Here is a 13,655-nt window from a genome sequence, read left to right as displayed (position 1 = left end):
CCGTGTCACGGCCGGTTGTTCAGCTCCTGCTCTCCAGCGCGAGCATGACGGCAGCTGCGAAATCGTCCGCACTCACACCGGGGGACTGGAGACCGAGCGCGCGATAGACTTCGCGGACCCGAGCGGCCAGCTCCTCGCGCCGCGCACGCAAACCACGGAGTGCCTGTTCGATCGCGGCCAGCCCGAGCGCGGGAAGCAGCGTGAAGTCGCCGCTGATGCTGACGTCGTCGATGCGACCGCGGTGCGTGCGCACGATGACGCGAATGAGACCGCCTGGCACCTTGAGGGCTGCTTCGTGCAGGCGGACGTCAGCCTGGATCGTGATTCCTGGCTGACGGAGTCCACCCTTCTGATACAGCCATTCCTCGGAGGCGAAACGCTCATCGAGTTCCGCTGCTATCGCTTCTTCGTCCGGCGTCAGCGATCCGACCTCGAGTTCAGCTCCGAGCCAGGCCGCGCAGCACTCCAGATAGGTGTGCACGACCGCATCGCGATCCGGGAGCGTGCCGAGTTCCCGACGCATGGTCGTCATGTATTCCTCGAGACTTTCGAACAGCTTGTCGCGCATCTTCTCGGACGCGACCTTGAGGACACGCGACATGCGCTGCGTATCGAAGTCGAGCATCAAACTACCGACGAGGATTTCTGCCTCACCGATGCTGGCTGCTCCCGTTCCACCGATCTTGCGCCCGCGCACGTGGATGTCGTTGATCGGTCGCCAGGTGGCGTCGATGCCCCACTGCCGGTAGGTCTCGATCAGTGGACGCACGTACCAGGCGAAACGCTCTTCCAGCCGCAGTGGTACGAGGTCACGGGGAAAGATCCATTGGGTGAAGACTTGATTGTGGTCGAGATACACGGCACCCCCGCCGACCTCACGTCGGATCACCGGCAGTCCCTCGCGCTGACAGTAGGTGAGATCGACTTCCCGCTCGGCATCCTGATGGAACCCGATCGAGACGTACGGTGACGTCGTCGAAACGAGCAGGATCGTCGGAGGGGTCTCCCGGTGGAAGGCGTACCCGACCGCATGGTACACGCTCTGCGAGCGGACAGGACTGACCAGGCCGAGATCGACCACACGGAGACGCATGCGACGCTCCTTCTCACTCTGCGCACCGGAAGCAATGGAGGTCGAGCTGATCGATCCGCTTCTGATAGCGCGCGAACGCTTCCTCCCCGGTGACGAGCTCTTGGAGCTGTTCGGGAGCGAGCGGGCGTACCCGTACTAACCATCCATCGCCATACGGATCGCGATTGGCGATGAGCATATCGCGCTCGAATGCAGCCTGGTTGGTCTCGACGATTTCGCAACGAAACGGTGCGGGGAACGGGCCAACCCATTTGCCGCTTTCGATCGTCGCCAGCGCGCGTCCCTGCTCGACGACGGTACCAGGGCGCCGGAAACGAATCGCGACCAGCTTGCCGGCTCTCGTTTGGGCCGGGTCGGTCATGCCGAGCGTCGCTACCTCGCCCTCGAGACGGACCCAAACGTCGCGGTCGACATCGTAGAGGAGGTCGAGTGGAATGACACAGCCGCGGTAGACACGGGTCGACTCGATGAGGCTCACGTGCACGAGATCCCCTCTTGCTCGAGCACCTGACGATAGGCTTCGACGGCCTCTTGGCCGGTCAGGAGTAGCTTCGACTCGTTTTCCCAATCGTCCGGGCGCAGGCGCGCGAACCAGCCTGCCCCGTACGGGTCTTCGTTCAGGAGTTTCGGATCGGCGATCGCTGCCTCATTGACGGCGACGATCTCCCCAGAAATGGGCGAGGTGACTGGCCCCACCCATTTACCACTCTCGAGCGTCCCGGCACTCTTGCCGCGCTGCACCTTGCGTCCAACCCCGCGCGGTGTCACACTGATGATCGTCTTCGCCAGGTGCTGCGCGACATCGGTGATGCCGATCGTCACTGTCCCGTCGGGCTCTGGGCGAGCCCAGACGTGTTTCTCGGGCCAGTAATAGCGATCCTCGGGAATCGAGCAGCCACGGATCTCCGTCATCCTCCGCCTCACCTTCCCTTTTCGTGTTCCCCGCGGATGTGATGGAGAAGCAAATCGAACAGGACGAGCCTGATCTCGTACGCGAACTCGTCGAGAAAGCGTGGATCGCGTCGGGCCTTGCGCAACGGCTGATCCCAGCTCGCGCCACAGATCGGACACGTCACCGTCGCGATGGCATAACCGGAACGCTCGTGCCAGCTGAAGGCGAGCCGATCGCCATGTTCCTCGGCGAGATGGGCATGGAGCGTGCTGCGATCGGTGCACAGGTCGCAATATGGGCACTGCGTGCTCATGGTTGAGTGCTCCGTACCAGCTCCAACCACTCCGCGATCCGTTCCTCCGTGCAGCGCAGGACTTCGTCGAGCCAAGCCAGCGTCGCTTCGCCGAGCGAGGTGAGGCGTGCCGCCTCCCGCTCCAGCTCCAGCGTCACCAGGCCCGCATGCGCCAGTTCCCCCAAGCGAAGGTAGAGCGCGAGCCGGTCGAGGCCGACCGCTCCGGCAAGCGTCGCGAGGGGTGCCGCCTCATCGAGTCGGAGCTGGCGCAACAGCGCGAGGTTCACGTCACCGCTCGCGGCGTGCAGTGTCTGGCGGAGCAAGGCCTCGCTGATTGCCCGAAGCACATCCGGGCGCTCTCCCACCTGTTGGAGCCAGCCCGCAAATGTACGCTCGCCTTCCAAGCGATCGAGCCGATCGAGGGCGCGAGCCACGACGCGGAAGCGCATCGCCAATTCGTGAGCCAACCGTGCGCTGCTGTTCACGAGACCTCCTGCGCCACTGTTGGGGTCGTCGCTCCTTCGAGTCCGACGGCGGCCGCCACCAGGCGCGCGATATCGGTGACGACGAGGCGTCCCTCGTAGCCGGTCGTCTTGACCGCATCGCTGTACATGGCCATGTCCTTGGGACAGGCGACGACGAAGTAACGGACGTCCTCACCCAGGCTCACCGCTTCGCGGATCCGTTGCTCGCTCGGTCGCTCCTGCCCGCCACTGTCCATCCAGATCTGCCCACCACCGGCACCACAGCAGTAGGTATTCTCACCATGGCGCGGCATCTCCCGCAGATCGGCACCGAGCGCACGCAGGATGCGCCGCGGCGCGGCAGTGATCCGGTTGTAGCGGCCGAGATAGCAAGGATCGTGATAGGTCACGGCAGCATCGACCGCTCGCCGAAGCGGTAAGCGGCCGGACTCCAACAGCTCAGCCAAGAGTTCCGTGTAGTGGTAGACCGGTACCGAGAAGCCGAAGGCCGCATACTCGTTCTTGAGCGCGTTGTAGCTGTGCGGATCGGTCGTGACGATGGCGCGGAACTGCGCTTTCTCGAACGCGCGGAGGTTCTGTTCGGCGAGGAGTTCGAACAGTCCTTCCTCGCCGACCCGGCGGACATCGTTCCCCGCGTTCCGTTCGTCCTCGTAGAGTAAGCCGAAGTCGAGTCCGGCTACGTGGAAAAGTTGGGCGACCGTCTTCGTATTCTCCTGCATGCGGGGGTCGAACGAGGCGAAGTCGCCCACGAACCAGAGATACTCGACCGGCTCCTTCCGCGCATCCTTGATCGGGAAGGATAGTTCCTTAGCCCAGCGGGCTCGCTGACGAGCCGGCCTGCCGAACGAGTTCCCGTAGCGTGCCAAGCTCTCGAGTGCTGCCTGCAGGTTCGGATCGAGCGGATCCCCTTGGCTGATCAGTGCTCGCCGGATATCGATGAGGTCGAGCATGGGACGGTTGCCGACCGGGCAGATGCGAACGCAGGCAGCACACGTAGTGCAAGACCAGACCGCATCTTTCGAGGTCACGATCTCGAGCAGAGGGGGAGAACTCGTACCGCCAGCGAAGGTTGCGAGGTTCCGGTTCAAGTAGTAGCGCTTGTTGATTTCCAGTGCCGCTGGGCTGAGTGACCGACCAGTACCGTGTGCCGGGCAGACATCCTGGCACCGGTTGCACATGATGCAGGCGTAGGCATCGAGGAGCTGGAACCAGCGTAACTGCTCGAGGCGTTCGCCTCCCAGCTGACCATCGCGGGCAACCGGTGGCTCGAGTTGGCCGAGCGGGCGCTCTTCCCGGAGGATCAAGTTGATCGGTGCCATGAAGAGGTGGATGTGTTTCGAGTACGGGAAATAGGGGAGGAATGCCAAGATGAGCCCGAGCGCGAGCCACCAGGTCACATGGCTCGCCACCGTCAACGATTCCGGTGACCACCGGTCGAACAGTGTCGCGACGACACTCGCTGTCGGCTGGCTCCAGTCAGGCTGACCACTCTCGGCGATGCGCACCGCCTGACCGATCCAGCGCGATCCCACATGGAGCAGGATGAAACCGCCGACAATGGCGGAGTCACGCGCGATCCCGAAGCGAACGCTCGGCAGGAGCAGCACGCGCTCGTTGAAGCGGAACGGTCGTAGGCCGAACCGGCGAAACAGGAGACCGAGCATGCCGGCGAGAGCAGCGACACTCAGGAGATCGGCGACCAGGTTATAGGCCGCGAACAGACCGCCACGATGGAGCGTGGTGAATCCCGTGAACCCCTCCAGGAGATCGAGCACGTTCACGAGACCGTAAAAGACAAATGCGAAGAAGACGCCAGCATGGAGCAGGCTCACGAGCGGACGAGTTCGGAAGATCGGCCGCTGCAGCAGGATGTCGATGCTCACCGGAACCACCCGCCGCACGAACAGCGACCAGCGCGGTCGCCCATACCCGCGTCCGATCGCACGCACGATGCGAGAGACCCCGTGGGCCGCCAGCAGGAGCGAGGTCAGGGCGAGGAGAACGAACGCCAGCCGTTCCGGTGTACTCAGCACAGGTTCAACCCTCCAGTCGCTCGAGCAGCGCCTCGGCAACGTCGAACAGGTCAGCGACCGCTCCATAGTCGGCGACCGTGAAGATCGGTGCCTTCGGATCCTTGTTGACCGCGATGATGAGTTCAGCGTCCTTCATCCCCTCGAGATGTTCGGGAGCGCCGCTGATACCGAGCGCCATGTACAGCTTCGGTTTGACCTTGAGTCCCGATTTCCCTACTTGGCGTGAGCGCGGCAACCAACCAGCATCGACGAGCGGGCGCGAGGCAGCGAGGACGGCACCGAGTGCCTGCGCCAGCTGTTCGGCTAGTTCCACGTTGTCTTTGCTCTCGATACCTCGCCCGACCGCGACGATCTTTTCCGCCCGTGTGATATCGACGTCGGCTGCTTCCGGGCGCTCGAGCGCGACGACCCGGCTCCGGAGCTGCTCGAGTTCTGCAGGTGCAGCGACCCGTTCGATCGTTCCCGGGGATCCGGGCTCGACCGCGTCAGCCGAGAAGGCTCCGGCGAGTATGGCCACGACGCTCGGCTCATCACCGAGCGGGACGTCAGCCAGGATCTTTCCACCGAAGAGCTGCGCGGTCGCTACCCAGCGGCCATCCCGGTGCTCCAGTGCTCGGCAGTAGCTGATGAGCGGCCACCCCAGGCGTGTGGCGACCCAGGCTGCGACGTCCATCCCCAGTGAGGTGTTGGGGACGATGGTCAACCGCGGTGGGGTACTCCCGAGTACGTGAGCCAGCGCTCGTGCAGCCGGCTCCGGGGCCAGGAAGTGGAGCGATGGGTGCTCGAGGAGGAGAACGCGATCGGCTGGCAGACGCTCCGCCAAGTGGCCGACCGCTTCGCCGAGGACCACCGCCTCGACCACCGCACCGTCGGCATTGGCGATGCGACGCGCAAGGCCCAGCAGCTCATAGGTGACGTCGGTCGCTTCGCCTGCCAGGTGTTCGACGAGAACGACGATTCGCTGGCCCATCGTCTCCCTCCTCGCTCACAGCAGTCCGCGCGTACGCAAGAGTTCGAGGATGCGATCGGCGATCTCGGCTGGGCTTCCCGTGAGGAGCTCAGCTTGGCCTGATGCTTCCGGCACATAAAGGCGTTCGACCGTGATGGAGGCATGGGGTGGCAACGCGACCTCGATTTCTTCGATCGTCGCCTCCCGCATGACCTGCCGAACACGGCTCACCGGTACGTAGCGCGGTGCTTGGCGAGCAGCCTGGATACCGAGAACTGCGGGCGGTACGAACTCAACGGTGAGTGTCATGCCGCCCCACAGTTCCTTGCGTGCCCGCACGTGCCCGTTGGCGAACTCGGTACCGATCACCACGCTGGCGTGCGGCCAGTCGAGCAGGGCAGCGAGCGTTGGTGCCAGCTGACCGTCGAGGTCGTCAGGCGCTTGCACGCCGGTCAGGACGAGCTGCGGCGCGAGGTCGCGCAGCACCGGGACGAGCAGTTCGGCGGTCGCCCGCGTGCTCAGCCAGCTTCCCTCGAAGTCGCCCACCAGCTTGATGGCACGGTGTGCGCCTTTGGCCAGCGCGGTATAGAGGGCCTGGTCGATCTCGCCTGTCGTCTCGATACCGATCGCGACGACGGTGTCCCCGCTCGCTTCGGCCAGCAGGAGAGCCTCCTCGAGCGCATGATCGTCGTACTCGTTCAGCACGTAGGTCACGGTATCCCGGTCGAGATCGGTTCCCGAGGGTGCGATCTCCAGTTCCTCGACAACGTCCGGAACCTGCTCGAGAATGACTGCGATGGTCATTCTGCTGCCTCCCCGCTCAGCCCCATCGCCTCGGCGAGTAGTTCAGCGATATCGCGCACCTGAAGCCGTCCCTCGTTGCCGGTGGCCTTGACAGCATCCTCGAAGCGTGAGACTTCGTACGGACAGCACACCACCAGCGTGTCGGCACCGGTGCTCACCGCTTCGAGAACGCGCTCTTCGGAGAGGCGCCGCCGCTGGCGACCGGCTGCGAAGCTGTCCAGCCACATCCCGCCACCACCGCCACCGCAGCAGTAGGAGTTCTCACGACAGCGCAGCATTTCGACGAATTCCACACCCGGCAGCGCTTGGATGAGCTGGCGCGGCGCATCGTACTCACCGTTGTGCCGTCCGAGATAACAGGGGTCGTGGAAGGTCACACGGTACGGGAGCGCTCGCGTCAACAGCGGTCGCAAACGCGGCAGTTCCCGGGCCAGGAGCGTCGTATAGTGCCAGACGTCGTAGTGACCACCGAACTTCGGATAGTGCTTGCGGAAGGCATTGAGCGCATGCGGGTCAGTCACGACGATGTGCTGGAACTCATACTTGGACAGCGTGCGGATGTTCTCCTCCGCCAGCATTTCGAAGAGACCGCGCTCACCAGCCAGCCGCTGAGAATCGCCCGCGCACTTCTCCTCACGACCGAGGATGGCGAAATCGAGACCGAGAGCGTGGAAGATGCGAGCGAGCGCGATGGAGGCGTCGATCCCGCGCGGGTGATACGAGGGGTAACATTCGACCCACCACAACCACTCCACCGGGCGCTGAATCTGGTGCAGGATCGGCACCGGCACGCCGGCGTCCTTGACCCACGCTTCGCGCTTTCGTGCCGGCTGGCCGAGCGGGTTCCCGTACTTCGCGGTGTTCTCGAGCGCCTCCTGGAGCTCGGCGGGAATCGATCGACCGCTCAGCATCGCCTGTTCGCGCGCCGCCGGCATGATCTGGATCATATCGACTTGCTTCGGGCAGACCCGCAGGCAGTTGGCGCAGGTCGTGCACAGCCAGAGATCGGGCGAATCGAGGAGACTGATCCCTGTCTGTGCCCGACGGTACAACTTGCGCGGGCCATAGTCGCCCACGACATCGACCGGACAGACCGGGACGCACTTGCCGCATTGGTAGCACCAGGCGAACGACTCGCCGCCGGGAAGCTGGGCGATCTCCTCGATGAGGTCAGGGGTGTAGTCCCAGATCACCCGCTGTCCGAACATCCGGTTCCAGGGGCCGGAAATATCGACCCCTTCGACGATCGCTGTTTCACGTTCCCAGACTTCTTGCACCTTCTCCAGGCTGGGGTCCATCGCTGACTCCTCTCATGGCCGAGACTCAGCGAGCTTGGGTAAACCGAGCAAGCGTCGTGCCAGCTGCGGCACCGATGGCAGCAACCGGTTGAACTCCCGACTCAAGCGCCAGTTGGTGATCCCGTACAGATAGACGCTGTAGGCGATAGCGAGGAATGCATCTGTCGCGAAGGGACCGATATGGGGATCGTCAGCGAGGTCGGCGCAGATCAGCCCACTGTTGCGCCCCAACTCGGCCCCTAAGGCAATGAGCGGACGCAACTGACGATACTGGACACCGATGCTCTGCCCCTCCAGGGCATGACTCGATGAGGCCAGCAGCGGCAGGATACCGGTGCCATAGCGGGCGTCCCAAAGCCAGCGGGTCCACAGCCAGTAATGCCAGGGGGCTCGGAGGTGAAGCACGCCCGTGGCGAGTTCGAGAGCCAACCGAGTATCGAGGCCACAACGCGCGATGAACGCTTCGAGGCGCTCCTCCACGGGCATTCCTTCCGCGACGAGCAATGGCAGAGCTGCACGTGTGCGCTCGCTTGCTGCTGGATCGCACAGTGCCTCCGCCTGGCGTGCTGTTGCGGTCACTGCCCGGGTCAGCTCATGCCAGAAGTCGGGTTCTCCTGCTCCGCCGCTGGTCACGGCATCCACGAGTGGGGCCAATCGCTCGCGCCGCGCCGCGAGTTCGGTGGCGATCGCTTCCACGTCGTCCGGCGCGACCTGCCCGAGACCCTCGAGCAGGGTCTCCTGCAACTCCGGATCCTCCGGACCGGTCTTCGGCTTGATGAGATGGCTGGGGCGACTCGGCTGTTTCATCGGCTCCCTCCTACCGGGCGCGCCGGATATCCCGCCCCCAGAAACCGGCTCCGAACAGGGGTCCGAGCAAGCAGAAGTCGAACAGCCCGGCCGCGAGCGGAACGAGCCCGACAACTGTCAGGACCCAGCCCCACGTCCCTTTCACGACGAGGAGCCCGATGAGGATGAGCACGACTCCGGCGACAGCGCGGAGCAGGCGACCGGCACCGCTCGCCATGAAGGCGACGAACGGATTCTGACTCTTCGGTGTAGCCATGCTGTCCCACCTCCCTCGTCGATGGTCCGTCCTCACCCGGGTGTCGTGACTGTCCAGCTTCATCGGACCACCGCTGCCTGTCGAACGGTCGCGATGGCCCGTGCCGCGGCCAGCCCTGCCGTCGCGAAGGTATCGTCCAGATCAGCGGGCCGTGCCGCGGCACCGACGACGAAGATGCCGGGTCGGGAAGTCGCGACCGGGTCGAGCCCTGTCGGACCCCCAGCCTCGATGTAGCCGTACTTGTTCTGCGCCAGCCCGAGCAACTTGGCCATCTGGCGCGTGCCACTGCTCGGTTCCATACCGACCGAGAGGACGACGAGGTCAACAGTGACCTCCATCGGCCGGCCCATCGTCGTGTCCTCACCACGGATGAGGAGCCGATCCCCTTTGGGCAGGATCTCGCTGACGATCCCTTTCACGTAATTGACCTTGTATTGCTCTTGCGCGGGCCAATACAGCTCGTTTTCCCAGTAGCCGTACATGCGCATGTCGATATAGAAGATGAAGACACGCGCATCCGGCAGCTGTTGCTTGATTTCGATCGCCTGCTTCGAGGCGATACCACAACAGACCTTCGAACAGAACTCGTTCCCGATCTGCCGGTCGCGCGAGCCGACGCACTGGATGAAGGCGACGCGCTCCGGAGGCTGCCCATTGGAGGGGCGCACGACCTGGTGCGCCTTGAGCATCGCTTCCATATCGCTCAGGGTCACGACGTCGGGAAACGAGTAGTAGTTATAGAGCTGCGTCTCGCGACCGGGGTCGAAGTGCTGGAAGCCCGTAGCGACGATGATCGCACCGAACACTCGCTCCTGTGCCCCCGAGGGTGTGGTGAGTGTGACGCGGAAATGACCCGGTTCTCCTTCGCAACCGGTGACTTCGCTTCTGGTCAGTATCTCGACGAGCGGATTTTCCGTCACACTGGCGACCAGTTCGCCGATCGCCTCCTCGGCATCGCGGAAGTGATGGGTGAGCTTCGCGTAGCGCTCGGCATCCGGCGTGCCGCCGAGGCGCTGCCGGCGCTCGACCAGAACGACGGGGTGACCGAGCGCGGCGACCGTGCGTGCCGCTTCGAGCCCTCCCGGGCCACCGCCGATGACCAGGATCGGTCGCATCGTGTCCTGCACAGCCTTCCCTCCTCACCGCATCGCGATCGGCTGTTCGGCATCTTCCCAGGTCAGGCCGGGTTTCTCGCCGCGTTCGATCGCAGCCAGGTCCTCCTCGAACTCGGCCCAGTACTTCTGCCAATCGATGCCCAGCTTCTCGAGAAGCGGACGCCAGTCGGTGGAGTGCCAGTGCAGTTGGAGGACCCGGAAAGGATGGGCACCCATGGCAAGTGCCGCGACTTGGGAGTCCGCCAGAACTGGCACGCCGACTCGGCGCTGATGGGCTCGGGCTGCGAACTGGCTCTTGTCGAGCGTCGTCACGCAACCGGTATCGTGCGTGACAGTCATGTCCGGGTTCGCCTCGTCCTTCATGACCTCGATCTTGCGGAGGACAGCGAAGGAGCGCGTGAAGTCACGCTGGACGAGGATGTGGCGGAAACCGAAGCCGCAGCAATCGAACCAGGTCGAGTAGTCAGCGACGGTAATCCCGAGCGCTTGCAGGAGCGCCGTGACCGTGGCGGTCCGTTGGCCGCCGTAGATATCCGGGTCGTAGATCGCGTCCTCGGCGACGATCTTGTAGTAATGGCAGGCTGGATGGACGCAGGCCGTGATCCCGCGCATGTCGATGACCTGCCGCTCGGCGATCCGGTGCCGCATCACGTGCACCCATTCGCTGTAGTGGACGATCTCCTCCGGGACGACGAGCGGCTTCCCGAGCTTGTCGAGGACGCGACGCACCTGGTCGCGCAACTCCTTGTGGTGCACCAGCTGCTCGCGCAGTTCCTTGTAGTGGCCGTAACTCGTTCCACAGTGGATCAACGGATAGTAGCCGGTCTCGTAGGCTGCGGCGAAATTGCGGCACATCACCAAGAGCTGCGCCACCGCATTGGAGGTCGCCGAGGCGTAGTAGTTCCAACCGGTGCAGGACGTCTGATCGGTCGGATCGAGGTAGTCGATCCCGAACTGCCGGTTGAGCCAGAGGATCGATGTCGTATAGCCTGGAATGTGACCACACTGACCGCACGACTTATGATGCCACAAATGATCGATCGGGACCTTCTTCGTCCGCCCGAACTTGGTCGTGACTTCCACGTACGGTTCGGGAACGCGCTGGACGATCAGCTCGCCGCGGGCCTCCAGCTCGAACAGTTCCTCGCGGAGGTCGGGATGTGGTGCCTCCTCGGGGCTCGGACGGACGCCACGTGCCTTCTTCTCGCGGATTTCCGTGAGGGGGATCATCTGCTCGCTCATGACCCTGCCTCCAGTTCTTCTTCCATGATCTCGACCAGCAGTTCGTAGAGGCCTTCGTCGACCTCGCGGATCACCTCCATGTTCCCGGTCTCGAACCAGATCCTGTAGAGTTCACGGAGGGTCTTGTCGTCGGTCCGCCAGGCGGCGTCGGTGACGTTGCGCAAGGTGTCGACCGGGATCGCCTTGCGCCAAGCGGCCATGTTGCGGCTGAACTCGCGCACCCAGGGACCCCAGTCGGGGAAGAAGTCCGGCTGCAGCATGTCGGGAGAGACCTGGTTGCCTTTGAGCATGATCTTGTAGATCACCCGGCTATACCCCTGGAGCGCTTGCTGGGCACGCTCCAGCCCATGCCGGACAGCGACCTCGCGCATGAGGGTGACGAGCCCACCCGGATTGTTGCCGCGTGGACAACGGACGCAGGAGAAACACTGCGCACAGTTCCAGATATCTTCCATGAGAATCTCATAGAAGCGATCGACGTCCTCGCGCGCGAGGGCTTGGGCGATGACCCGGGGGCTGAAGTCGTAGAAACGAGCCGACGGGCAAGCGGACACGCAGATGCCACACTCGTAGCAGCCGTACAAAAAGTCCGGATACCGGGGATCGCTCTTCACTTCCTCGAAGAGCGCCCGCTTTTCCGCTTCCGGAACGTCCGCGTATCGCTGTCCGCTCTTGGTCGGGCTCCAGGTCACGGCACTCACGGTCGACCTCCTGTTCGACTGGTCGCGCGGAGACGAGCCCGGAGTTCCTCGAGGTCCGGGACACCCTCGATCCGCTCGCCGTCGATCACCACCGTCGGCACGACGACGACTCCGGCTTCCTGTGCTGCTGCCCGGCCCGCGGGCGTTGCCAGGCTGACCACTTCGACGACGAGCGACGGCTCCTCGCTCGCTAGCTGCTGGATGACCGCCACAGCCTCGGTGCAGCCGTGACAGATCGGGTGCGTGAAGAGCCGCAAGCGCGTCATGGCAACTCGTACCCCTCACAGTGGACACAGTCATCGAGGTGACGACGGGTCATCAAGGCATCGTAGGCCACGACAGCGTCCTGCCCGGTGAGCAGCCCGGCCAGGTCACGTTCCAGCTGCTCCGGTACCATCCGGACGAGCCAGCCGCGCCGATAGGGGCTGCGGTTGACTAACTCCGGATCGGCGAGGAGAGCGGCATTCGTCTCCACGAGTTCGCCAGCGATCGGCGTGCGAAAGGCACCGAGCCACTTAGCGCTCTCGACAACAGCGACGGTCGCGTCGCGGGCATACGAGCGACCGGCGGGGCGAAACGTAACGTGGAGGATCCGTCCTGCGACCGTCTGCGCGACATCGGTGTAACCGAGCGTGACGACGCCATCAGTCTCCACCCGCACCCACTGGTGGTGCTCGACGCGGTAGAAGAGGTCGAGCGGGAGGATGCAGCTGTGCACGATCGCGTAAGCGGGCGTACCGCGCGACATCAGAACGCCACCACTGCATCCGCTTCGAGCGCCATCAGGTTGAAGGCTGCGCCACCGATCATCTGCACGCCGTCGATCAGGTCGTCCATGGTGAGGCCGTGGAGGTCGAGAGAGGGTTGGCACACGTAGAGCTTGACACCGAGATCGAGCGCCTGGTCGATGAAGTGCTTGAGCTTCGCCCCTCCGCCCCCGGCTTTCGGGACGACCAACGTTTCCGGCACACCCTTCTTGAGGAGCGTCGGTCCGTTCATCGTGAAGTAGATGGCAGCCTCGATTTCCATGGCTGCGGCAGCCGCTGCCAGAAAGAAGGGGGTGGCACTCCGCTCCGGTGTATCCACGCCGTGGGTCTGGACGTAGAGGATCTTCTTGGTCTCCTCGCTCATGCCTGGCTCCTCCACCGGCCGTCAGATGAAGAGCGACACATCGGCGTCGGCGGCGAACTCGAGGAACGTCGCTGCACCGCCGACGGTGCATTCGGGGATGAAGTCCTCCTTTTTGAAGCCGAAAACGTCCATCGTCATCTGACAAGCGATCAGGTTGACGCCAGCGTCGATGCACAACTGCCGTAACTCGAGGAGCGACGGCACTCCCTTTTCCTTGAAGGTTTGCTGCATGAGCGTCGTTGCCAGATGCGAAAAACCGGGCAGCGCTTCGACGAGCGCGGGGATCGGCCAGGAGACCTCGCGCAAGGCTGGCGGGCCGAAGGGCATCTTGAGCGGCATGGCCGGGTTCCCGAGCGGGCTCACCTTCGGCTCGTAATTGCGGAGGAGCAGCGGTAACCCATAAAAGGTGAAGAAGATCCCGACCTCCCAGCCCATCGCGGCAGCGGTCGACCCGAGAATGAAGGGGGGATAGGCGAAGTCGAGCGTTCCCTTGCTCGCGATGATGGCGAGACGTCGGGGTGCTTCTGGATCGCGGCGGGCCATGGTTCCCTCCTCTC

18 protein-coding genes are annotated in these 13,655 nt (G+C 64.0%); all 18 read right to left on the bottom strand.

The genetic code is table 11. The features are described 5' to 3' along the window. Window positions 1-19: 19 nt before the first annotated feature. Genes OO015_RS04660 through OO015_RS04575 form a run of 18 tightly spaced genes read right to left on the bottom strand, consistent with a single transcriptional unit; the run spans window position 20 to window position 13,641 of the window. A complete protein-coding gene (locus tag OO015_RS04660; protein ID WP_265940068.1) occupies window positions 20-1,093 on the bottom strand; it encodes a lipoate--protein ligase in 1,074 nt (357 codons plus the stop codon). Window positions 1,094-1,106: 13 nt separating this feature from the next. Further along, window positions 1,107-1,577 (bottom strand): glycine cleavage system protein H, encoded by a 471-nt coding sequence (locus OO015_RS04655; RefSeq protein ID WP_265940067.1) that lies wholly within the window; start codon window positions 1,575-1,577, stop codon window positions 1,107-1,109. Continuing rightward, window positions 1,568-2,005, bottom strand: coding sequence for a glycine cleavage system protein GcvH (gene gcvH, locus OO015_RS04650; RefSeq protein WP_265940066.1), 438 nt, complete (start codon window positions 2,003-2,005; stop codon window positions 1,568-1,570). Before gcvH ends, OO015_RS04655 begins: the two co-directional genes overlap by 10 nt. A gap of 8 nt (window positions 2,006-2,013) precedes the next feature. After that, on the bottom strand, window positions 2,014-2,298 hold the full coding sequence (locus OO015_RS04645) for a hypothetical protein (protein WP_265940065.1): 285 nt from the start codon (window positions 2,296-2,298) through the stop codon (window positions 2,014-2,016). Next, window positions 2,295-2,762: a hypothetical protein gene (locus tag OO015_RS04640; protein ID WP_265940064.1), complete on the bottom strand. Its 468-nt coding sequence runs from the start codon at window positions 2,760-2,762 to the stop codon at window positions 2,295-2,297. The genes OO015_RS04645 and OO015_RS04640 overlap by 4 nt, the downstream gene beginning before the upstream one ends. Further along, window positions 2,759-4,795, bottom strand: a complete 2,037-nt coding sequence (locus OO015_RS04635) for a (Fe-S)-binding protein (protein WP_265940063.1) — start codon at window positions 4,793-4,795, stop codon at window positions 2,759-2,761. Before OO015_RS04635 ends, OO015_RS04640 begins: the two co-directional genes overlap by 4 nt. 4 nt (window positions 4,796-4,799) lie before the next feature. Further along, complete coding sequence (locus tag OO015_RS04630) at window positions 4,800-5,765, bottom strand: electron transfer flavoprotein subunit alpha/FixB family protein (protein WP_265940062.1); 966 nt, start codon at window positions 5,763-5,765, stop codon at window positions 4,800-4,802. Window positions 5,766-5,780: 15 nt separating this feature from the next. Further along, window positions 5,781-6,548, bottom strand: coding sequence for an electron transfer flavoprotein subunit beta/FixA family protein (locus OO015_RS04625; protein ID WP_265940061.1), 768 nt, complete (start codon window positions 6,546-6,548; stop codon window positions 5,781-5,783). Next, complete coding sequence (locus OO015_RS04620; protein ID WP_265940060.1) at window positions 6,545-7,846, bottom strand: (Fe-S)-binding protein; 1,302 nt, start codon at window positions 7,844-7,846, stop codon at window positions 6,545-6,547. Before OO015_RS04620 ends, OO015_RS04625 begins: the two co-directional genes overlap by 4 nt. A gap of 12 nt (window positions 7,847-7,858) precedes the next feature. After that, window positions 7,859-8,653 carry a hypothetical protein gene (locus tag OO015_RS04615; protein WP_265940059.1) on the bottom strand — a complete coding sequence of 265 codons (795 nt, stop codon included), beginning with the start codon at window positions 8,651-8,653 and terminating at the stop codon, window positions 7,859-7,861. 10 nt (window positions 8,654-8,663) lie between these two features. Next, complete coding sequence (locus OO015_RS04610; RefSeq protein WP_265940058.1) at window positions 8,664-8,909, bottom strand: DUF2892 domain-containing protein; 246 nt, start codon at window positions 8,907-8,909, stop codon at window positions 8,664-8,666. A gap of 59 nt (window positions 8,910-8,968) precedes the next feature. After that, window positions 8,969-10,036: a CoB--CoM heterodisulfide reductase iron-sulfur subunit A family protein gene (locus OO015_RS04605; protein ID WP_265940057.1), complete on the bottom strand. Its 1,068-nt coding sequence runs from the start codon at window positions 10,034-10,036 to the stop codon at window positions 8,969-8,971. A gap of 12 nt (window positions 10,037-10,048) precedes the next feature. Further along, window positions 10,049-11,266, bottom strand: coding sequence for a heterodisulfide reductase-related iron-sulfur binding cluster (locus OO015_RS04600; protein WP_265940056.1), 1,218 nt, complete (start codon window positions 11,264-11,266; stop codon window positions 10,049-10,051). Then, window positions 11,263-11,967 carry a 4Fe-4S dicluster domain-containing protein gene (locus OO015_RS04595; protein ID WP_265940055.1) on the bottom strand — a complete coding sequence of 235 codons (705 nt, stop codon included), beginning with the start codon at window positions 11,965-11,967 and terminating at the stop codon, window positions 11,263-11,265. Before OO015_RS04595 ends, OO015_RS04600 begins: the two co-directional genes overlap by 4 nt. Beyond that, entirely contained in the window at window positions 11,964-12,233 is a 270-nt protein-coding gene (locus OO015_RS04590; protein WP_265940054.1) for a thioredoxin family protein, read from the bottom strand. The genes OO015_RS04595 and OO015_RS04590 overlap by 4 nt, the downstream gene beginning before the upstream one ends. Beyond that, entirely contained in the window at window positions 12,230-12,715 is a 486-nt protein-coding gene (locus OO015_RS04585; RefSeq protein ID WP_265940053.1) for a glycine cleavage system protein H, read from the bottom strand. Before OO015_RS04585 ends, OO015_RS04590 begins: the two co-directional genes overlap by 4 nt. Next, window positions 12,715-13,098 carry a DsrE family protein gene (locus tag OO015_RS04580; protein WP_265940052.1) on the bottom strand — a complete coding sequence of 128 codons (384 nt, stop codon included), beginning with the start codon at window positions 13,096-13,098 and terminating at the stop codon, window positions 12,715-12,717. The genes OO015_RS04585 and OO015_RS04580 overlap by 1 nt, the downstream gene beginning before the upstream one ends. A 21-nt stretch (window positions 13,099-13,119) precedes the next feature. After that, window positions 13,120-13,641 (bottom strand): DsrE/DsrF/DrsH-like family protein, encoded by a 522-nt coding sequence (locus OO015_RS04575; protein ID WP_265940051.1) that lies wholly within the window; start codon window positions 13,639-13,641, stop codon window positions 13,120-13,122. Between the last annotated feature and the right edge of the window lie 14 nt (window positions 13,642-13,655).

Origin of the sequence: Thermomicrobium sp. 4228-Ro (assembly GCF_026241205.1) — a bacterium.
In the GTDB taxonomy this organism is placed as follows: domain Bacteria; phylum Chloroflexota; class Chloroflexia; order Thermomicrobiales; family Thermomicrobiaceae; genus Thermomicrobium.
This window is presented reverse-complemented; position numbering and strand designations above follow the sequence as displayed.

Excerpts from the sequence above, each read along its gene's own strand:
- OO015_RS04575 (WP_265940051.1), bottom strand. The coding sequence starts at position 13,641 with ATGGCCCGCCGCGATCCAGAAGCACCCCGACGTCTCGCCATCATCGCG.
- OO015_RS04645 (WP_265940065.1), bottom strand. The coding sequence starts at position 2,298 with ATGAGCACGCAGTGCCCATATTGCGACCTGTGCACCGATCGCAGCACG.
- OO015_RS04630 (WP_265940062.1), bottom strand. The coding sequence starts at position 5,765 with ATGGGCCAGCGAATCGTCGTTCTCGTCGAACACCTGGCAGGCGAAGCG.
- OO015_RS04585 (WP_265940053.1), bottom strand. The coding sequence starts at position 12,715 with ATGTCGCGCGGTACGCCCGCTTACGCGATCGTGCACAGCTGCATCCTC.
- OO015_RS04610 (WP_265940058.1), bottom strand. The coding sequence starts at position 8,909 with ATGGCTACACCGAAGAGTCAGAATCCGTTCGTCGCCTTCATGGCGAGC.
- gcvH (WP_265940066.1), bottom strand. The coding sequence starts at position 2,005 with ATGACGGAGATCCGTGGCTGCTCGATTCCCGAGGATCGCTATTACTGG.
- OO015_RS04580 (WP_265940052.1), bottom strand. The coding sequence starts at position 13,098 with ATGAGCGAGGAGACCAAGAAGATCCTCTACGTCCAGACCCACGGCGTG.
- OO015_RS04590 (WP_265940054.1), bottom strand. The coding sequence starts at position 12,233 with ATGACGCGCTTGCGGCTCTTCACGCACCCGATCTGTCACGGCTGCACC.
- OO015_RS04615 (WP_265940059.1), bottom strand. The coding sequence starts at position 8,653 with ATGAAACAGCCGAGTCGCCCCAGCCATCTCATCAAGCCGAAGACCGGT.
- OO015_RS04660 (WP_265940068.1), bottom strand. The coding sequence starts at position 1,093 with ATGCGTCTCCGTGTGGTCGATCTCGGCCTGGTCAGTCCTGTCCGCTCG.
- OO015_RS04600 (WP_265940056.1), bottom strand. The coding sequence starts at position 11,266 with ATGAGCGAGCAGATGATCCCCCTCACGGAAATCCGCGAGAAGAAGGCA.
- OO015_RS04620 (WP_265940060.1), bottom strand. The coding sequence starts at position 7,846 with ATGGACCCCAGCCTGGAGAAGGTGCAAGAAGTCTGGGAACGTGAAACA.
- OO015_RS04625 (WP_265940061.1), bottom strand. The coding sequence starts at position 6,548 with ATGACCATCGCAGTCATTCTCGAGCAGGTTCCGGACGTTGTCGAGGAA.